17 protein-coding genes and 2 tRNA genes are annotated in these 19,402 nt (G+C 61.8%); all 19 read right to left on the bottom strand.

What is annotated here, in order from left to right; all coding sequences use genetic code 11:
* Window positions 1-5 precede the first annotated feature (5 nt).
* On the bottom strand, window positions 6-1,376 hold the full coding sequence (locus CTR55_RS24280; protein WP_296290092.1) for an ABC transporter ATP-binding protein: 1,371 nt from the start codon (window positions 1,374-1,376) through the stop codon (window positions 6-8).
* Window positions 1,366-2,184, bottom strand: a complete 819-nt coding sequence (locus tag CTR55_RS24275) for an ABC transporter permease (RefSeq protein ID WP_296290091.1) — start codon at window positions 2,182-2,184, stop codon at window positions 1,366-1,368. The genes CTR55_RS24280 and CTR55_RS24275 overlap by 11 nt, the downstream gene beginning before the upstream one ends.
* Window positions 2,184-2,729 carry a dTDP-4-dehydrorhamnose 3,5-epimerase gene (rfbC, locus tag CTR55_RS24270; protein WP_296290090.1) on the bottom strand — a complete coding sequence of 182 codons (546 nt, stop codon included), beginning with the start codon at window positions 2,727-2,729 and terminating at the stop codon, window positions 2,184-2,186. The genes CTR55_RS24275 and rfbC overlap by 1 nt, the downstream gene beginning before the upstream one ends.
* Window positions 2,729-3,610 (bottom strand): glucose-1-phosphate thymidylyltransferase RfbA, encoded by an 882-nt coding sequence (rfbA, locus tag CTR55_RS24265; protein WP_296290088.1) that lies wholly within the window; start codon window positions 3,608-3,610, stop codon window positions 2,729-2,731. The genes rfbC and rfbA overlap by 1 nt, the downstream gene beginning before the upstream one ends.
* The gene (gene rfbD / locus CTR55_RS24260; RefSeq protein ID WP_296290087.1) at window positions 3,607-4,515 is read right to left on the bottom strand and encodes a dTDP-4-dehydrorhamnose reductase; all 909 of its coding nucleotides are present in this window, start codon (window positions 4,513-4,515) and stop codon (window positions 3,607-3,609) included. Before rfbD ends, rfbA begins: the two co-directional genes overlap by 4 nt.
* Window positions 4,512-5,570: a dTDP-glucose 4,6-dehydratase gene (gene rfbB / locus CTR55_RS24255; protein WP_296290086.1), complete on the bottom strand. Its 1,059-nt coding sequence runs from the start codon at window positions 5,568-5,570 to the stop codon at window positions 4,512-4,514. Before rfbB ends, rfbD begins: the two co-directional genes overlap by 4 nt.
* A gap of 4 nt (window positions 5,571-5,574) precedes the next feature.
* Window positions 5,575-6,552 (bottom strand): glycosyltransferase family 2 protein, encoded by a 978-nt coding sequence (locus CTR55_RS24250; protein WP_296290084.1) that lies wholly within the window; start codon window positions 6,550-6,552, stop codon window positions 5,575-5,577.
* Between the two features lie 324 nt (window positions 6,553-6,876).
* A tRNA-Thr gene (locus tag CTR55_RS24245) sits at window positions 6,877-6,952 on the bottom strand.
* 74 nt (window positions 6,953-7,026) lie between these two features.
* Window positions 7,027-8,565 carry a DHA2 family efflux MFS transporter permease subunit gene (locus CTR55_RS24240; RefSeq protein WP_296290083.1) on the bottom strand — a complete coding sequence of 513 codons (1,539 nt, stop codon included), beginning with the start codon at window positions 8,563-8,565 and terminating at the stop codon, window positions 7,027-7,029.
* Between the two features lie 13 nt (window positions 8,566-8,578).
* Window positions 8,579-9,763, bottom strand: a complete 1,185-nt coding sequence (locus CTR55_RS24235; protein WP_296290081.1) for an efflux RND transporter periplasmic adaptor subunit — start codon at window positions 9,761-9,763, stop codon at window positions 8,579-8,581.
* A 14-nt stretch (window positions 9,764-9,777) separates the two neighbouring features.
* A complete protein-coding gene (locus tag CTR55_RS24230; protein WP_296290080.1) occupies window positions 9,778-11,265 on the bottom strand; it encodes an efflux transporter outer membrane subunit in 1,488 nt (495 codons plus the stop codon).
* Window positions 11,262-11,735 carry a MarR family transcriptional regulator gene (locus tag CTR55_RS24225; protein ID WP_296290078.1) on the bottom strand — a complete coding sequence of 158 codons (474 nt, stop codon included), beginning with the start codon at window positions 11,733-11,735 and terminating at the stop codon, window positions 11,262-11,264. The genes CTR55_RS24230 and CTR55_RS24225 overlap by 4 nt, the downstream gene beginning before the upstream one ends.
* A 389-nt stretch (window positions 11,736-12,124) precedes the next feature.
* The gene (locus CTR55_RS24220; protein WP_296290076.1) at window positions 12,125-13,363 is read right to left on the bottom strand and encodes a methyltransferase; all 1,239 of its coding nucleotides are present in this window, start codon (window positions 13,361-13,363) and stop codon (window positions 12,125-12,127) included.
* 48 nt (window positions 13,364-13,411) lie between these two features.
* Window positions 13,412-14,104 carry an ABC transporter permease gene (locus CTR55_RS24215; protein WP_296290074.1) on the bottom strand — a complete coding sequence of 231 codons (693 nt, stop codon included), beginning with the start codon at window positions 14,102-14,104 and terminating at the stop codon, window positions 13,412-13,414.
* Entirely contained in the window at window positions 14,101-14,796 is a 696-nt protein-coding gene (locus tag CTR55_RS24210; protein ID WP_296290072.1) for an ABC transporter permease, read from the bottom strand. The genes CTR55_RS24215 and CTR55_RS24210 overlap by 4 nt, the downstream gene beginning before the upstream one ends.
* A 56-nt stretch (window positions 14,797-14,852) precedes the next feature.
* Window positions 14,853-15,605, bottom strand: a complete 753-nt coding sequence (locus CTR55_RS24205) for an ABC transporter substrate-binding protein (RefSeq protein WP_296290070.1) — start codon at window positions 15,603-15,605, stop codon at window positions 14,853-14,855.
* A 14-nt stretch (window positions 15,606-15,619) separates the two neighbouring features.
* The gene (locus tag CTR55_RS24200) at window positions 15,620-16,393 is read right to left on the bottom strand and encodes an ABC transporter ATP-binding protein (RefSeq protein WP_045215765.1); all 774 of its coding nucleotides are present in this window, start codon (window positions 16,391-16,393) and stop codon (window positions 15,620-15,622) included.
* A gap of 302 nt (window positions 16,394-16,695) precedes the next feature.
* Window positions 16,696-19,026, bottom strand: coding sequence for an LTA synthase family protein (locus CTR55_RS24195; RefSeq protein ID WP_296290067.1), 2,331 nt, complete (start codon window positions 19,024-19,026; stop codon window positions 16,696-16,698).
* Window positions 19,027-19,257: 231 nt separating this feature from the next.
* Window positions 19,258-19,333 (bottom strand) — tRNA-Phe (locus CTR55_RS24190).
* Window positions 19,334-19,402: the final 69 nt, after the last annotated feature.

Raw genomic sequence — 19,402 nt, 5'->3', positions numbered from 1 at the left:
CATCGTCAGTCCCAAATGGCGTTCATTCGCAAGTCACAGATGCCGCCAAAGAAATACGCTTCTTTACGCACGAGAACCTTGAAGAAGGCTGCTTCATCTACCCAGTGCAATATTCGTTGCTGTAGATAGTCCGGGGTGGCTTCGAAACTTAAACAGGCTTGAACTTCGTACAGGTTCATCCCCAGCGGACAGTCGCATAGAAAATCTACTGAGAATTCTTCGTTTGACTGGAATTTCCTTTCCCAGAAGATATCTTTCACGTGGCCATCAGAGTAGCGAGAGATATCTTGATTCAAAGTACCCCATGAGTAGACTTTGACTCCCTCTTTGTTTCTGAGTCGAATTGCTACGTTGAGGTTGCGAGCAGTCGCCAATGCCTGGCATCGCACATTGATGCGTAATTGCTCGCCTGGGTAGAAACTTGAGCATTCTTCGCCGTTGCTGTTGAACACTCGAACTCCAGTAATACGCGCGTGGCCATCGCCAAACTCCATCAGTTCCGAGCGGGTGTTCGTTCTCGCGGGAGCCTCGACTGGCTCTGCAGCGCTGCTGGGGGTATTGGTCGTAGTCTCGTTCAGTAGGGCAGTGAAATAGGCACTTTCCTCTTCGTGCAGGAGCTTTCGATACTCCAGCACAACTTCGGAGGAGGTTCCCCAGGCTAGGCTCTGACCATGGGCGAGCAGAAGTGCACGATGAGTCAGTGTGCGAACACTTTCCTGGTCATGCGAGACGAAAAGCAGAGTGGTGCCATTCGAAACCAGCTGTTCGATTTTCTGGAAGCAGCGCTTCTGGAACAGCCAGTCGCCAACGGCCAGTGCCTCGTCAACGATCAGGATGTCCGGTGCGACATTGACTGCTACGGCAAACGCTAGGCGCACCATCATGCCGCTGGAATAGGTTTTGACGGGTTGTTCGATGAAGTCGCCGATGTCGGCAAAGTCGACAATCTCATCGAAACGTTTGTCGATCTCGTCCCGGCTCAGGCCGAGCACGACACCATTGAGGTACACGTTCTCCCGCCCAGTGAATTCGGGATTGAAGCCCGAGCCCAGTTCGAGCAATGCGGCGATTCGCCCATTGGTCTGAACTTCACCGCTGGTGGGGTTGAGGGTGCCGCAGATCATTTGCAGCAGGGTCGATTTCCCGCTGCCATTGCGACCTACGATGCCAACGGTTTCACCCTTCTTTACCTCGAAGCTTATATCCTGAAGTGCCCAGAATTCGCGGTAGTACCGCCTTGGCTGCATGCCAACCAAACGCTGCAGGCGTGGCAGGATCATCTGCTTGAGACGGTCTCGCGGCTGGTCGTAAATGTGGTAGCACTTGCTCAGGTTTGCGACCTTGATGGCCATGTCGTTGCTTTGTTCAGAGGACATCGGCAAACCCCTTGCGTGTCTTCTGGAACCAGGCGAAGCCTAGCCAGGCGATGACCGACGTCGCGGCCCAATAGGAGCCCAGCAAGACAAAATCCGGTGATTCGCCAAAGTACAGGACGGCCCGCATTTGCTCGATCGCGGGGGTGAGGGGGTTCAGGTAGAGCAGATGACGATAGCTTTCAGGCAGCGCAGTCGCCGGATAAAAGAGCGGGCTGAGGAACATCAGCACGGTGGTAATGATACCGATGAGTTGGCCTACGTCGCGCAGATAGACGCCAAAGGATGCGAGAGCCCAGCTCAAACCCATGATGAACAGGGCGAACGGCAGGATGATGAGTGGCAAGTAGAGCACGGTGGCGTGCGGCACGCCAAACAGGAGGACGTATGCCAGCAGCCAGACGATCAGGCTGATGCTGCCGTGGAACAAAGCCGAAAGCAGGTTCACGAATGGCAGGATTTCGAGGGGGAAGATGACCTTCTTGACGTAATTGGTATTCGCGAGGATCAGTCCGGGCGCACGATTGATGCACTCTGCGAATAGGTTGAAAACAATCAGCCCGGCAAACAGTACCAGGGCAAACTCAGACTTGGATCCGCTGCCTCCGCTCCAGCGTGCCTTGAATATTTCGCTGAACACAAAGGTGTATACGGTCAACATCAATACAGGATTGAAGAAGGACCATAGAAGTCCCATGGCTGAGCCGCGATATCGCCCTAGTACCTCGCGTTTGGTGGAGGCTTTGATGAGCTCCCGATGCCGCCATAGGTTGGCGACAATCGCTTGGGGAGTGGCTGAGAAGTGTTGCATCAGGCAAACACCTCGGCTTGTTCCAGAGACATGCCGGCTTGGTCCTTGATGGAGAGTTGGGGGTGCAGGCCAGCAGGCCAGGTGATGCCAATGCTATTGTCGTTCCAGGCGATGCAGCGCTCGTGCGTGGGGGCGTAGTAGTCCGTGGTCTTGTACAGGAACTCGGCGCTTTCGGAGAGTACGAGGAAGCCGTGGGCAAAGCCCTCTGGCACCCAGAGTTGGTGTTTGTTTTCAGCGGTCAATATGGCGCTGACCCAGCGGCCAAAGGTGGGCGAGCTTTTTCGTAGATCGACGGCGACGTCGAATACTTCGCCTGCAACGACCCTGACCAGCTTTCCCTGTGACTGCTGGATCTGGTAATGCAGACCGCGCAATACACCTTTGGCCGATAGTGAGTGGTTGTCCTGCACAAAGTTGATCTTGCGGTCGACGGCTTTTTCGAATTCCCGCTGGTTGAAACTCTCCAGGAAGAATCCGCGGTCATCGCCAAAAACCTGGGGCTCAAGCAGCACTACGTCCGGAATGGCGAGGTGGGTGGCTCTCATCAGTAAACTGTCTCGTCGAGTAATCGCTTGAGGTATTGGCCATAACCGGTCTTGAACAACGGTTCTGCCAGTGCGGCCAGCTGCGCTGCCGTGATCCAATGTTGGCGAAAGGCGACTTCTTCCGGGCAGGCGACTTTCAGGCCTTGACGATTTTCCAGGGTGGCGATTAGCTGGCCGGCGTCCAGCAGTGAGTCGTGGGTGCCGGTATCCAGCCAGGCGTAGCCGCGTCCCATGATCTCCACATTGAGTTGGCCTTGCTCCAGATAGAGGCGGTTGAGGTCGGTGATTTCGAGTTCGCCGCGGTTGGAGGGCTTGAGACTTTTGGCCAGCTCCACTACCTGGTTGTCGTAGAAATACAGGCCGGTGACTGCATAACTCGATTTGGGCTGAAGGGGCTTCTCCTCAAGGGAGAGTATCTTGCCTTTGCTGTCGAACTCGGGGACGCCGTATCGCTCTGGATCCTGGACGTGGTAGGCGAAGACGCTGGCTCCCTCCTCCCGCGATGCTGCATGGTTCAATAGCTGCTGGAAATCGTGGCCGTAAAAGATGTTGTCGCCCAATACCAATGCGCAGGGGCTTTCCCCGAGGAAGTCCTCACCGATCAGGAACGCCTGGGCTAGTCCATCGGGCGAGGGCTGCACGGCATATTGCAGGTTCAGCCCCCATTGATTGCCATTGCCGAGCAACTGCTCGAAGCGCGGGGTATCCTGGGGCGTGGAAATGATCAGGATTTCGCGAATTCCGGCGAGCATCAGGGTGCTCAGCGGATAGTAGATCATCGGTTTGTCGTACACCGGCAGCAGTTGTTTGGAGATGGCGAGCGTGGCTGGATGCAGCCGGGTGCCGGAGCCGCCAGCTAGAATGACTCCTTTGCGTTTCATACGACTCCTAGATCAACCAGTTCTTCGACCATGCGCTGCACGTGGTGTTCCCAGTTGGGGAGCGTCAAGCCGAAGGTGTGTTGCAGTTTGCCATTCGAGAGGCGTGAATTGGCTGGTCGTCTGGCGATGGTGGGGTAATCGCTGGCGGGAATAGGAGCGATGCGTTCAGGTGTGGTGCGTAGGCTTGCGCCCTGTCGAACGGCTTCACCAATCACGAATTGGGCATATTGGTGCCAGCTGGTTTCGCCGTTTGGTACCAGATGGTAGGTGCCCGAGGTGACTTCTCGCTGTGCTGGATCGCCCATCAGGTCGCGCAGGATCAGGGATGTGACGTCGGCGATCAGCTCGGCGCTGGTCGGCACGCCGATCTGGTCGGCGATGACTCGCAGCTCCTCCCGCTCCTTGGCCAGATTTAGTATGGTTCTGGCGAAATTATTGCCTCGTGTCGCATAGACCCAGCTGGTTCGAAAAACCAGGTGTCGGCAGCCACTCTCGCGGATGGCCACCTCACCCTCGAGCTTGGTTTGGCCGTAGATGCTCAACGGGCCGGTAGCGGCGTCTTCGGTAAAGGGTTGGTCGCCTTCGCCATTGAATACATAGTCAGTGGAGTAGTGCACTAGCCAGGTGTCGATCTGGCGTGCTGCGCGCGCCAGGACAGCAACGGCCTCGGCATTGATCCGGCGGGCATTGGCGATATCGCTTTCGGCCTTGTCCACGGCGGTGTAAGCGCCGGCATTGACGATGATGGCGGGCCGCTCCGTTGTGACCAGGCGGGCCAGGGATTCAAGGTTGCTCAGGTCGGCACGCCGGCGGTCGCAGACCACGAGCTTCGCTATCGGCGAAAGGGCCCGCTGCAGCTCCCAGCCGACCTGGCCGTTGGCGCCGAGAAGAAGGATTTTGTTCATGTGTATTGCTTGCCTACCCACTCACGGTATGCACCGCTGGTGACATTGGCGACCCAGGACTGATTTTCAAGGTACCAGCGCACAGTCTTTCGAATGCCTGTTTCGAAGGTCTCCGCTGGTTTCCAGCCCAGTTCGCGCTCCAGGCGGCTTGCGTCGATTGCGTAGCGGCGATCGTGCCCTGGTCGATCTTTAACGAAGGTGATCTGTTCCCGATAGCTCCGCCCGTCAGTTCGCGCCTGTTCCTGGTCGAGTATGTCGCACAGCGTGTGGACGACGTCGATATTGGTTTTTTCGTTCCAGCCACCGACGTTGTAGATATCGCCTGGTTCGCCGGCTTCGAGAACGCGGCGAATGGCGCTGCAGTGGTCCTTGACGTAAAGCCAGTCGCGAATCTGCTGGCCATCACCGTAGATCGGCAGCGGTTTGCCGCCGAGTGCGTTGTGAATGACCAGGGGAATGAGCTTTTCCGGGAAGTGGTAGGGGCCGTAATTGTTGGAGCAGTTGGTTGTGAGTACCGGCAGGCCGTATGTGTGATGGTAGGCGCGGACCAGATGGTCGGAGGCTGCCTTCGAGGCCGAGTAGGGGCTATTTGGCTCGTACTTGTTGCTCTCAGTGAATGCCGGATCTTCCGAGGACAGGGAGCCGTAGACCTCGTCGGTGGATACATGGAGGAAGCGGAAACCAAGTTTCTCTGAGGGCGACAGCCCGTCCCAGTAATGACGTGCACATTCCAGCAGGTGGAAGGTGCCGACGATGTTGGTCTGGATGAATTCTTCAGGGCCGTGGATCGAACGATCCACATGGGACTCGGCGGCAAAGTTGAGAATTGCCCGAGGGCGGTGCTCTGCCAGCAGGCAAGCGACCAGTTCGGTGTCGCCGATGTCGCCTTGCACGAGGCTGTGGCGAGTATCGCCATCCAGGCTCGCGAGGTTCTGGCGATTGCCCGCGTAGGTCAGCTTGTCGAGGCTGACTACCACCTCGTCAACTTCGTTGAGCCAGTCCAATACGAAATTAGCGCCGATGAAGCCGGCGCTGCCGGTTACGAGAATGGTCATGTAGTCAGAGCCTCTGGAGAATGGCGGCAGCAGTCAGCCCGAGGTTGCCGAGCAAGGTTTGACGATATAGCCCGGCCCTGAGGATCAGGCTGAGGCGTTTGAGCATCGGAGAGTTTCTGGCTTGAACGAAGAGTTCGAGCGTCTTCCGGCTCTGCGGACTGAGGTCTTGCTGAAGAGGGATGAGCGCATGAATGTTGGCGTCATTCCAGTCCTTGAACGTACCCGTCAGCATTTTCCTGATCCGCGTCAGGCGCTCGGAGACTCCGGTATTGGAGCCGATCAGATTGCTGCCGTGCTGGCGGTAGCCTATGGATGGCGTCGCGTCGTAATGGATGGCGCCATTGCAGCCCGCTACGACTAGGTAGGTCCACCAGTCGTGGGAGATGATCCGATCATTCTCGTCGGTCTTCGTCAGGAGGCGACGAGTCGCCTGATTGAATAGCATGGTGTTGCCGCCGGCGAGACTTTGCACCAGGGCATTCCGGAAGCTGGGTGGGGCGCTGAACAAGGGGGACAGCCCGATGGGGGCTCCGGAACTGTCGATCAACCGGGTCCGCGTGCAATACAAGGACGGCGTATCCGGGGCAATAGTCAGGCACCAGTTCAGCGCCCGCTCCAGCTTGTCGGCCTCCCACAGGTCGTCCTGATCACAGTAGGCGAAGTAGTCGGCCTCGACTTCTGGGCGCTTGAGCAGGGACAGGAAGTTGGCGGAGAAACCTTTGCGGGGGCCCGCGATGATCACCAGCGACTGTTCACCTAGCCGCTTTTGGTATGCAGCCAGGATGTCTAGCGTTTCATCGCTTGAACCATCATCGGAGGCGTAGATGGTCCAGCTCCGATGGGTTTGGGCTATCAGCGAGTCGAGCTGTTCTGCCAAGAAAGGGGCGCCATTGTAGGTCGACAGCAGGATGGCCACCTTCGTCGCCGAGGCCTGCGGTTCGACTTGTCCATGTTGTGGCTGTACCGCGCTGCTGGCGATCACTGTGCTGCCCCCGGCGGTTCCATCCGCATCTTGACGTTCGCCCTATTGGTGCTTTGGGATGCTCCAGGCGGATTTTTCTGCCGGCCACATGAGATCGGGCTTGGCGTGAATCGGATCATTATATTCATGCAGACAGGTCCGTAAACCTATGCCATCTCTCGGTATTTTTGACCGAGGAGATTTGAAGGGGCGCTCTATACAAAAGTAAGATGGACTCTCCGCGGCGGGGAAGGTTCAGTCCGCCGGATTCCGCCTGTCCGAATATGGTTTCTCCCAAAGAAAAAGGCCCACCGCAGGAGTGAGCCTTTCTCGTGTCTCTATTCGTGGTGCCGGCACCAGGAGTCGAACCCGGGACCTACTGATTACAAGTCAGTTGCTCTACCAGCTGAGCTATACCGGCAAGGAGGGCGGCCATTATAGCCACGCCGTCCTTGGTGTAAACCACTGATTTGTCAGAATGATCTGCAGCTTGGGTCAGTGCCCGCCAGCGGCCGCTGCGCCGGGCTTGGCGCCGAAGGGCGGTTTGGCCAGGCAGATGATCACCAGCATGGCGAGGAACAGCCAGCCGAGCAGGGTGAAGTAGTCGATGGTGCTGATCATGTAGGCCTGGCTTTCCACCATGCGCTCCAGTAATGCGGCGCTGTGCTGGCCGGTGCCGCCGAGCTGTTCGACGGTGGCGCGGGTGGCCGGGTCGTACTGGCTGAGGTTCTCGGTCAGGTAGGCGTGGTGCATCGTCGCACGGCGGTTCCAGATCCAGGTGGTCAGGGACGCGGCGAAGCTGCCGGCCAGGGTTCGCAGGAAGGTCGCCAGGCCGGAGCCGTCGGCGATCTGGTCCGGCGGCAGGTCGGAGAGCAGGATGCTCAGGATCGGCATGAAGAAGAACGCCACGCCCAGGCCCATGAACAACTGCACCAGGGCGATGTGCAGGTAGTCGACTTCGGTGGTGAAGTCGGCGCGCATGAAGCAGGTCGCTGCCATCGCCAGGAAGGCCAGGCCGGCGAGTACGCGCAGGTCGAAATTATTCGCGTAACGTCCGACGAGCGGTGAGAGAAATACCGGCAGGATGCCGATCGGAGCCGCCGCAAGACCCGCCCAGGTGGCGGTGTAACCCATCTGCGTTTGCAGCCATTGCGGTAGCAGCAGGTTCATGCCGAAGAAACCGGCGTAGCCGCCGACCAGCGCCAGGGTTCCCACGGTGAAGTTGCGGTGTACGAACAGTCGCAAGTTGACGATCGGATGGCGATCGGTCAGCTCCCAGATTACGAACACCGCCAGGGCTATCACCGCGATTGCCGTGCCGCCGATGATGAAGTTGGATTCGAACCAGTCCAGGTCGTTGCCCTTGTCGAGGACGACCTGCAGAGTGCCAACACCGATCACCAGCATTGCCAGGCCCATGTAGTCCATGGGTGCGTGCTTGATCACCACCGGGCGTGCGCGCAGCTGCTGATAGACGACCATGGCCGCGAACAGGCCGATGGGTACGTTGATGAAGAAGATCCACGGCCAGCTGTAGCTGTCGGTGATCCAGCCGCCGAGGATCGGCCCGGCGATGGGCGCGACCACCGTCACCATCGCCAGCAGTGCCAGTGCCATCCCCCGTTTCGCCGGCGGATAGATGGAGATCAGCAGGGTCTGGGTGATCGGGTAGAGCGGCCCGGCAACGAAACCCTGGATGGCGCGAAAGCCCACCAGCATGCCCATCTGTTGCGCGACGCCGCAGAGAAACGAGGCGATCACGAAGAGCAGGGTGGCGGCGATGAACAGGCGGACTTCGCCGACCTTGCGGCTGAGCCAGCCGGTCAGCGGCAGGGCGATGGCGTTGCTCACCGCGAACGAGGTGATGACCCAGGTACCTTGCTCGGAGCTGACCCCGAGGTTGCCGGAGATGGTTGGCAGGGCGACGTTGGCGATGGTGGTGTCGAGCACCTGCATGAAGGTCGCCAGCGACAGGCCGATGGTGGCCATGACCAGGCTGGGTGGGCTGAAGCTGCTGTTGTTGGGCTGGCTCATGGCGGTGGTCGGATCAGCGTTGCGCGGTGCGGTGGTTGGCGTCGGCCAGGTTGGCCTGGATCAGCTTCTCGATCAGTTGGTCAGCTGAGGCCAGTTGCTCCTGGTACACATCGGTGGAGAACACCGCCTCGTGCGGAGGCTGCTGGGCAAGGGCTGGGCCGCTCTGGTCGTGCAGGCTGACGTTGACGTCCATGGACAGGCCGATGCGTAGCGGGTTCTTCGCCAGCTCCTCGGCGTTGATGCGGATGCGCACCGGCACACGCTGGACGATCTTGATCCAGTTGCCGGTGGCGTTCTGCGCTGGCAGCAGGGAGAAGGCGCTGCCGGTGCCGACGCCGAGACTGTCGACGGTGCCGGAGTACTTCACTTCGCTGCCATAGAGGTCCGAGCGGATTTCCACCGGCTGGCCGATGCGCATGTGCTTGAGCTGGGTTTCCTTGAAGTTGGCGTCGATCCACACCTGGTCCAGCGGAATCACCGCCATCAGCGTGGCACCCGGCTGCACGCGCTGGCCGACCTGCACGGTGCGCTTGGCGACGTAGCCGGTGACCGGCGCAATGATCACCGCACGGGCATCGTCCAGATAAGCCTGGCGCAGCTTGGCCGAAGCGGCTTTGACGTCCGGGTGCGAGGCGATCACGGTGTCGTCCACCAGCGCACGGTTGGTGTCCAGTTGCTGCTCGGAGCTGGTCAGCGAGCTGCGCGCGGTGTCCAGGGCATCGCGGGCGTGGGCCAGTTCCTCCTGGGAGATGGCGCCGTCGTTGGCGAGGTTCTGACGGCGCTTGAAGTCCGCCTCGGCCTTGGTCAGGGCAACTTTTTTCGCGGCCACGTCAGCCTTGTAGCCGTCAACGTTGCTGAACAGCCCGCGCACCTGGCGCACGGTACGCGCGAGGTTGGCTTCGGCCTGCTGCAGGGCGATGTCGGCGTCGCTGGGGTCGAACTTCACCAGCACCTGGCCTTTGCGCACCAGGTCGCCGTCATCGGCGCCGATGCTGACCACCGTACCGGTGATCTGCGGAGTGATCTGCACGACGTTGCCGTTCACGTAGGCGTCGTCAGTGTCCTCGTGCCAGCGGCCGTAAAGGAATTCCCAGGCGACGCTGGCGAGGCCGGCAAGGATGACGACGGCGAGCAGGATCAGCAGCCAGCGCTTGCGCTTGGGATTGCTGTTGGGGGTGTCTTGCGTAGCGGTGCTCATGTCGGGTGCCTCGTTCAGTGCGCGGCGGCCGCGTTCGCCTGGGCGAGCGGGGCGGGAGTGGAAGTGGTGTCGGGCTGGTAGCCACCGCCCAGGGCCTGGACCAATTGCACCGAAAGGTCGATGCGCTGGGCGTCCAGGCTGGCCAGCTGGCGTTCGGCGAGGAGCAGTTGCTGCTGCACGCTGAGGGCGTCGAGGTAGTTGCCGACGCCTTCGCCGTAACGGCGCATGGCCAGGTCGAAGTTGGATTTGGCGATATCGCGGGCTTCGCGCTGGTCGTCGATCTGCTGCTCCAATGAGCGCAGTTTGCCGAGGTCGTCGGTGACCTCGCCGAGGGCGTTGACCAGGGTCTTGTTGTACTGGGCGACAGCCAGGTCGTAGTCGGCGTCCTTGCCGGCGAGGTTGGCGCGCAGGCGGCCGCCGTCGAAGATCGGCAGGGAGATCGCCGGGGCGATCTGGAAGAAGCGGCTTGGTGCCTTCAGCACGTCACTGGTGTGCAGGGCGGCCAGGCCGACCATCGCACCCAGGTTCACGTTGGGATAGAACTCGGTCTTTGCCGAGTCGATGCTTTTCGACGCTGCCTCGACCCGCCAGCGTGCGGCGACGATGTCCGGGCGGCGACCCAGCAGCTCGGCCGGCAGGTTCGACGGCAGGCTCAGCGCGCCGGGCTTGAGTACCTGCGGGCGCTGCAGGTCCTGGCCACGGTCCGGGCCCTGGCCGAGCAGGACGGCGAGAGCGATGCGGTCGCTGGCGATCTCCTGTTCCGCGGCGGCCAATTGCTGCCTGGCGCTGGCGACCTGGGACTGCGTCTGTTGCAGTTGGACCTTGCTGTCCAGGCCGGCGTCCATGCGCTTCTGGCTGAGCTGGAAGAGATGCTGCGAGCGGTCGAGCTCGTCTTTGGCCAGATCGTGGGCAACGAAGGCGTGGGCCAGATCGCTGTAGGCGCGGGCAACATTGGTGGAGAGCGTGATCGAGGCGGCCTGGCGGTCGACTTCGGCGGCGTTGGCCTGGCCGAGGGCGGCTTCCCAGGCATCACGCTGGCCGCCCCAGAGGTCGAGGTCGTAGCTGAAGCTCATCGACAGGTATTTCACCGCCGAGTAGCGGCCGCCCATGGGTGCAGGAATGACGCTTTCCGGCGCTCGGATGCCGGCGTAGCTGGCGGTGCCCTTCACGCTGGGCAGGCGTGCGGCATCCTGCGCCTGCGCCGCGGCGATGGCCTGACGGGCGCGCGCGCTGGCGATGTCCAGATCCGGCGTGCCGCGCAGGGCTTCGCCGATCAGGCTGTCCAGTTGCGGGTCACCCAGGCGGGTCCACCAGTGTTCGCTGGGCCACGCGGCAGCGGACAGCGGGGTGCCGTCGAGGCTAACGCCAGCCTTCAGGCTGGCGGGGTCGGCTGCCTTGCCGCTGGTGGTCAGCCCCGAGTAGCTGACACAGCCGGAGAGTCCCAGCACGGCGGCGAACATGGCGGCCGGCAGCAGGGCAATGCGAAGGGGGGGCATGGTCATTTCTCCTGCGCCGCGCAATGGGCCGCGGCGCCGTGGGCGCGCAGGATCTTGTCGAGCAGGCCGGTGAGGGTCTGCAGTTCGTCGCGGGAAAGACTGCCGGCCAGTTCGTTCATGGCGGCAGCGGCGATGCTCGGGGCCTCGTCGTTCACCGCTTGGCCTGCGGAGCTCAAGCTCAGGCGCACGCTGCGGCGGTCGTTCTGACAGGGCTTGCGGACCAGCAGGTCTTTGCGTGCGAGGCGGTCGAGCATGCGGGTCATCGAGCCGCTGTCGATGGACAGCTCACGGCACAGCTCGGCCGGGGTGTTGGCGCGGTCGTGGCCAATGAAGAACAGCACCTTGAACTGTGCTGCGGTGATCTCCAGGTGCGCCAGGTGTTTGTCCAGCAGGCGATCCTTGAGGATGGCGGTGGCGCCCAGCAACTGGCCGATGGAGCCCTTGAACGGAAAGTCCGCAACGTCGTAGTGATTCATGTCAAAACAGATAGCTGCTTAGGCAGTGAAATGTTTCGAAATAATACTGCCTAGGCAGCAATTGACAAGGTTCGATTGTCGCGATTACGCAACAATCCGTTCGATGAAGTGCAATTGGAGCGGGATTGGCAACAGGCATGGCAGATTTCCTACACCCTTGCCGGGCCTTTATGCACAAGGAGGCGCGCTTTATGGCGCAAATCGCATATGGGATGTGATAGCAATCACAAGATATTGGAACTATTTGTTTTTAAAAGGAAAAATTTAATTGTTCAAAAAATGAACAGGTCGCAGCGAGGCGGTCTGGGCGGTAAGAAAGGGGAGTTTTTTCCTGGGTTACGAACAGAGTTATCCACAGGGTCTGTGGGTGAAGCTCTGGAACGCCCGTCTCAGATGCGTTCGGCCAGCAACAGCAGGTTGCGCGGGGTCATCCGGGTGGCGCAGAAGGCGCCCAGGGTGGCGCGATAACCCTGCTCCTCGAGGAATAACGCACGGTCAAGCAACAGCCACAGTTCCATGGGGCGGCGGAACAGCCCGCGCACCAGTTCTAGGTTGCGCACCTGGGCCAGTCGCTGCCAGCCCAGGGCTTCCCACTGTGGCCAGTCGATAGTGGCCGCTAGGTCGAGGCCCTTCAGGGTTGCGAGGTTGCGGCAGTAGTCGGCGAAGGGTTTGTTCAGCCAGGTCGGTGAAACGGCCGGTATCGGCAGGTAATCGTCACAGTGACGAGCCTCGCGCTGCAACAGATCGAAACCCAGTCGCCACGCCATCGAGGTATCGCGCTGCCGACGTACGCGTGCGCCGGCCGTGACTGTCTCGGCCTGCGGCAGACGCAGGTCGTCTCGGGACAGTGACAACCGTGACGCCTTGGCCGCGCGGGATAGCGGCCGGTAGTGCTCGCTGTCGATACGGTTGTAGCAGCAGGGTGCGACCGCGAGCTGCCGGCAGCGACGGGCGCTGGCCAGTTGCAGCAGGCGCACATGCAGATCCCCGCAGGCGTGCAGGGCTATCGCCGTGTGTTCGGGATGCAGGTGTTCGCTGGCGTCTGTCGCGAGAACATCCTGCTGGCGATGCTGGGCGCGCAGGCCGAGTCGGTCGCTCATGTGCTGGCCGTCCTGCACCAGCTGCGGATCGAGCTCCAGGCTCAGTAACGGCGTGCCGTCTTGGGCGAGTGCGCGTCCCAGGTGGCCCTTGCCGGCGCACCAGTCGAGCCAGTGGCGCGGTGGCTGGGTGAAGGTCAGGCGGCTGGCGAAGGCTTCGATCTGCTGCAGTTTTCGTCCTGGCACATCGACCGTCAGGGGATGTGGCAGTGCTGCGAACGCATGCGCGGGTAGTTGGCCAATGCACGCCAGGCGTGCAGCGGTGTCGGCCAATGCGGGGAAGGGCGCCGGTGCAGGCAGCAACTCGGGAGTGTTATGCGCCGCTTCCGCGTCATCGAGGCTGCGGCTGCGCAGCCATGCGGCCAATTCGGGGTGGTCGCTCTCCCAGGGCAGCTCGCGCATCGTGAAGGGCTTCGGCCGCCACAGCGCCTGAGTGTCCAGCAGGAAGCCGTCCAGTGCCTGGAAGCGCTGGAGCAGGTCGGAGCCGGTCAGAGGAGTGTCGTTCGGGTGCACGGTGTGAAGCGGGGGCAAGCCACGGGGCGCGCATTATAGCGGCCCCGTGGGCGACCGGCGTGCCGCTCAGCGGCCCTGCATGGAATCCACCTTCAGCCAGTGTTCCAGCAGGCGGAAGATGCGGGTCAGCAGCAGGGTGATGACCAGGTAGAAGAGCCCGGCGAGACAGAAGAACAGCATGGCCTCGTAGGTGCGCGCGATGATGGTGCGGGTCATGCCCATGATGTCGAACAGGGTCACGGTGTACACCACGGCGCTGGCCTTGAGCATGAGGATCACCTCGTTGCTGTAGGCCGGCATGGCGATGCGCGCGGCGCGCGGCAGGATGATATGGAACAGCGCCTGGCGGCGGGACATGCCCAGCGCGCGGGCGGCTTCCACTTCACCCACCGGGATGGCATGGATGGCGCCGCGCAGGATCTCGGCGATGTAGGCCGCGGTATGCAGGGTCATGGTCAGCAGGGCGCACCAGTAAGGGTCGCGCAGATACGGCCAGAGAGGCCCCTTGCGCACGCTCTCGAACTGGGCGAAGCCGTAGTAGACGATGAACAACTGCAGCAGCAGTGGCGTGCCGCGGAAGAAGAAGATGTAGGTGTACGGTACTGCACGCACGTACCAGTGCCGCGAGGCACGGGCGATGCCCAGTGGTACGGCGAGGCACAGGCCGGCGACCACAGCGATGGCCAGCAGCTCCAGGGTCAGGGTGGCGCCCTGGAGCATCTTCGGCAGCCATTTGAGGATCAGCTCGAGATCGGTCATAGCTCGTTCCTCACGAAGCCACGGCCGGCGCGACGCTCAAGGAAGTGCAGGGCGGCCATGATGAAGACGGTCAGGCCCAGGTAGATGAAGGCCGCGGTCATGTAGAAGGTGAAGGGTTCCTTGGTCGCGTTGGAGGCGACCTGGGCCTTGCGCATGATCTCGTCGAGGGTGATCAGCGAGACCAGGGCGGTGTCCTTCAGCAGAATCAAGTAGAGGTTGCCCAGTCCCGGCAGCGCCACGCGCCACACCTGTGGCAGCACGATGCGCCAGAAGATACGCGGGGCGGAGAGGCCCAGCGCCTGGCCGGCTTCGCGGTGGCCCTTGGGAATCGCCAGCAGCGCACCACGGAAGACCTCGGTGGCGTAGGCGCCGAAGCACAGGCCCAGGGCGCAGGTGCCCGCCGCGAAGGGCGACAGGGCGAATTCGGGGTAGCCGAACAGGTCACCGATGGCGTTCAGGCCGGCCACGGTGCCGAAGTAGATCATCAGTACCCAGAGCGTCTCGGGTACGCCGCGCACCACGGTGGTGTAGAAACCGCCGAGCATGCGCAGGAAGCCGTTCTTCGAGGTCTTGGCGATGGCGCCGAGCAGGCCGAGGATCAGTCCCACGCAGACTGCGGCGAGCGAGAGCTTGAGCGTCATCCAGGTGCCGGCGATCAACTGATCGCCAAAGCCGTGCAGGTCGAAAATCATGGGGAGTCACGCCTGAAGGCGCGCGCCGCCCGGCGAAGGGCGGCGCGGCACGTGCATCAGTAGATGCTGAAGGGGAAGTACTTGTCGTTGATCTTCTTGTAGGTACCGTCGTCGACGATTTCCTTCAGAGCGGCGTTCAGCTTGTCACGCAGCGGGTCGCCCTTGCGCACGGCGATGCCGATCTTGTCGTTGTCGAACACCGGCTCGCCCTTGAACTCGAAGTCCTTGCCGGCGTCGCTCTTCAGCCAGTCGTACTGCACGAACTTGTCGGCCAGCACGCCGTCGAGGCGGCCCGAGGACAGGTCGAGGTAGGCGTTTTCCTGGGTGTCGTACAGCTTGATGGTGACGGTGTCGGACATATTGTCCTCAAGCCAGGTACCGGCGATGGTCGCGCGCTGCGCACCGATCACCTTGCCTTTGAGGTAGCCCTTGTCGGTCTTGAAGTCGGTCGCCTTCGGCGCCACGAACTGCAGCTTGTTGGTGTAGTAGGCGTTGGTGAAATCAACGGCCTGCTTGCGTTCGTCGGTGATCGACATCGAGGCGACGATGAAGTCGAACTTCTTGGCGTTCAGCGCCGGAATGATGCCGTCCCAGTCGGAGGTGACGACGTCGCACTCGGTTTTCATCTTGGCGCACAGCGCCTTGCCAATCTCGACGTCGAAGCCGATGACCTGGCCGCTGGCGTCGATGCCGTTGAAGGGCGGGTAGGCGCCTTCGGTGCCGATGCGCAGTTTGTCCGCGGCAATGGCGTGGCTCCCCAGTGCCAGGGTGGTCGCGATAGCCAGAACGATCTTCTTATAGTTGTTCATGCAGTAATGCTCCGTTAGCGGTGGCTGGACATGAATTGTTTACAGCGTGCCGATTGCGGGTTGTCAAATACCTGCTGCGGCGGTCCCTGCTCTTCTACCAGGCCCTGGTGGAGGAACACCACCTCGCTGGAGACCTGGCGGGCAAAGTTCATTTCATGGGTCACCAGCAGCATGGTGCGACCCTCATCGGCGAGCGCGCGGATTACGTTAAGCACTTCCTGGACCATTTCGGGGTCAAGCGCGGACGTTGGCTCGTCGAAGAGGATGACCTTTGGCTGCATCGCCAGGGTGCGGGCGATGGCGGCGCGCTGCTGCTGGCCACCGGAAAGCTGCGCGGGGAAGCTGTGGCGCTTGTCGGAGATGCCGACCTTGGCCAGCAGGGCCTCGGCGATCTCGGTGGCTTCGGCCTTGGTCTTGCCCAGCACACGGCGCGGCGCCTCGATGATGTTGTCGAGGATGCTCATGTGCGGCCAGAGGTTGAAGTTCTGGAAGACGAAGCCCAGTTCGCTGCGCAGGCGGTTGATCTGCTTGTTGTCCGAGGCGACCAGCGAGCCGTCCTTGGTTTTCTTCAACTTGAGCTCTTCACCGGCGACCAGAATCTGGCCCTGGTGCGGGTTCTCCAGCAGGTTGATGCAGCGCAGGAACGTGGATTTACCGGAACCGGAGGAGCCGAGAATGGAAATCACATCGCCATCGCGGGCGGTCAGGGAAATGCCTTTGAGCACTTCCAGGTCACCGTAACGCTTGTGCAGGTTACGGATTTCCAGTGCGGGTATGGCCGTGGCCATAGGGGGCTCCTCTATTGTTATTCGGACGCTTTCGCAGCGGGGCACTGCAGAATCGGGGCCATCCTGGCGAGGGGCAACCTAACACCACTTCTTGAGTGCGCCAAGCGCCCATCTGCCGCGGTCGTCGGCTGTAGTGGCAAGTTGTCGCATTGCCGCTCGGCGTTGTCGCCTGGGCTGAACTAGGCGCGCCGAATGAGGGCGTTGGCCAGGTGCTGCTGCCGGTCGGCGCGCGATAGTGCCAGCTTGGGCGGCGTGGGGAAAGGCTGGAGCGAACCCGGCGACCTTGCGGTCGCCGGCTCGGCTCACTGCATCATCTGCCGCAGTTGCGGGTTGGGATCTTCGATGACGTCGGTGGGAGTGATGTCGCCCTGGGATTCCGGCGGCTGGCTGGCCATCAGGTTCGGGTGCCCCGAAAGACGCGGGATTGGCAGCGGCTTGGCGTCCGCCAGGCCCGTGCCGCCGGCCTCGGTGGCGTTGATCGTCGACTTGCGCGGCTGGGTCAGGACGCGGAAATCGGTGATCTCGATGATGCCCTTGCCTTCGGCCAGCAGGTGGAAGGAGAACGCCTTGCGCGCTTCCTCGTTGTCGAAGCCGAAGGTCACTTCCAGCGGCTGGTTGCGTTTCACCAGCGGGAATTCCGGCATCTCGATGGGCACCGGCTTTTCAAACGAGCGCGTCTTGAGCGTCACTTTTGCGCCATTGGCGTCCATCTGGATCGCGCGGATCTTCAGGCGCACCGTGGTGTGGGTGTTGGCAGGGAACTCCAGGTACTGCGCGCCGATCAGGTTGTCGGTGTACTCGTTGTCGATCTGCGGCTTCAGGCGGATGCGTTCCTTGGTCGCGAACTGGTACTCGCGGGCCGACTGCGCCTTGGTCACCGACTGATCGAGGATATCCGCGCGCGCCGTCATCAGGCGTGCATCGCGGCCACTGAAGCGGCCCTCGAACCTGGCGGTGTCCGCGATGAAACCATCACTCTTGTAGCGTCGGCAGACCAGTTGGAAGTCGCACTCGGTGAAGTTGCCCCTGCCGTCGTGGTAGCGCTGCATGCCGTTGGTGAAGGAGACCATCTCGCGCCCGCTGGTGTATTCGCGGAACAGCGAGCGGCCGGCGATATCCTGCGGCGCCTTGATGGCGAAGTAGTCGAGCACCGAGGACTCCAGGTCGACATGGCCGTAGACGCCGGCCTTTACCGGCGGTAGCGCGGCCTGTTCCGGTGCGAGGATCAGGTTCAGGCCCCAGGCCGAGGCAAGGCGCACATTGTCGATGCCGTGGGATTCGTCGGAGGTGACGATCACCAGGGTGTCCTTGAGTACGCCTTTTTCTTCAAGGCCCTTGAGGAAGGCATCGACGGCGTCGTCCAGGTAGGCGACCGCCGCTTGACGCGGTGTCGGGTACTTGGCCAGGTACTCGGGCGTGGCCGAATACGGCTGGTGGGTGCCGACGGTGAGCAGGGTGAGCATCCACGGCTGCTTCTTCTGGCGCAGCTGGCCGACGTAGTCCAGCGCACCTTCAAAGAAGGCCTTGTCGTCCATGCCCCAGGCGAACTCCAGGTAGGGCTTCTTCTTGAACCAGTCGCGGCCCAGGGTCTTGTCGAAGCCCATGGCCGGCATCACCTTGTCCTTGGCCATGAAGCGCAGCCCGGCGCCCTGCAGGAAGTGCGTGCTGAAGCCGGCCTGGTGCATCTGCGCCGGCAGGCATTCGGCGGCGCGGGTCGGGTTGCCCAGTAGTTCGACGCCCTTCGGCGTGCCGTTGTCCAGCTTGCTGTAGTCGCCGCAGAGCATGGCGTAGAGGCCGCGGATGGTCTGGTGGCTGTGCACCACGTAGTCCGGGGTGGTCATGGCGCGCTCGGCCCAGGTGCTCAGGCGCGGCATCATCGACTCTTCGTAACTGCTGCTCAGCGCCGCGCGGTTGGTGGCGACGTAGGCGCCAGGAATACCTTCCATGGCAATGATCAGCACGTTCTTCGCCTGGCCGCGGCTGGTCAGCAGCGGAGTGCCGTTGAGATCGTGCTGGGTCAGGCCGGTGACGTTCGGACGTACTTCCGGCAGGTCGCGGTCGCGCCAGTCCTGGTAGGCCATCTCGCCGCTGGTGACGGCGCGGGACACCAGTTGGTGCGGCAGGTTGAACTGCTTCCACATCTCCGCATCGCTGGGCTGGAAGTACTGCACGCCGGCATGCGCGGCCAGCAATACGGCCGGTACGGCATAGGTGTAGCGCGGCAGCGGTTGTTCGCGACGGCGCCAGAGCAGCGTGCAAAGCAGGATCCCGGCGCCGATCAGGATCGCCAGGTGCAGGTGGTTCAGGCCGCCGCCCTCGGTGGAGTTGGCGACGAAGGTCGGGTCGGCGAGGAAGTGCAGGTCTTCCGGCGCGGGCATGCGCCCCACGGCGCTGACCAGTTCGGCGGTGCCGATCACCGACAGGGCCCAGACCAGCATGACCGGGATGGCGACGAATAGTCGGCGGTTATGCAGCGCGACGACCAGCAGCGAACCCAGCGCCAGGTCCGACAGGTAGCCCAGCGGGGAGCCCCAGCCAAGGCTGTAGCGGCCGATCAGCGGCACCAGCAGGAAGAGGGCAGACAGCGAAACCAGGTTGCCCCGGGAATTCCACCAGCTTATGAGTTTGCGCACAGTGACTCCGCTACGAAACATCGAATCCCGGAGGGTATCCCACTGAAGTGTGGAAATCGTCCGGATGGTCATGATTCTGAAAGATCGATGTGCTATGTGCCAGTAGACACTGTACTTAGGCAAACATTCGATACGAATCGCGGGAGCGTGCGGGGGCGGGGGAGTGACTTGTGCGGAGCGGAATGAAAAAGCCCCTGAAATCTCGCGATTTCAGGGGCTTTTCGGAAGGCTTGGTGCCCAGGGACGGAATCGAACCGCCGACACGGGGATTTTCAATCCCCTGCTCTACCAACTGAGCTACCTGGGCAACGTGGCGCGCATTAAAAGGGTTTTCGGAAGGGGTGTCAAGCGTGCCGCGAAAAAATTTTTCAAATAA

The sequence above is a fragment of the Pseudomonas sp. genome, assembly GCF_002796985.1.
GTDB lineage: Bacteria > Pseudomonadota > Gammaproteobacteria > Pseudomonadales > Pseudomonadaceae > Pseudomonas.
The sequence above is the reverse complement of the archived record's forward strand: the minus strand, read 5'-3'. Positions and strand labels throughout refer to the sequence as shown.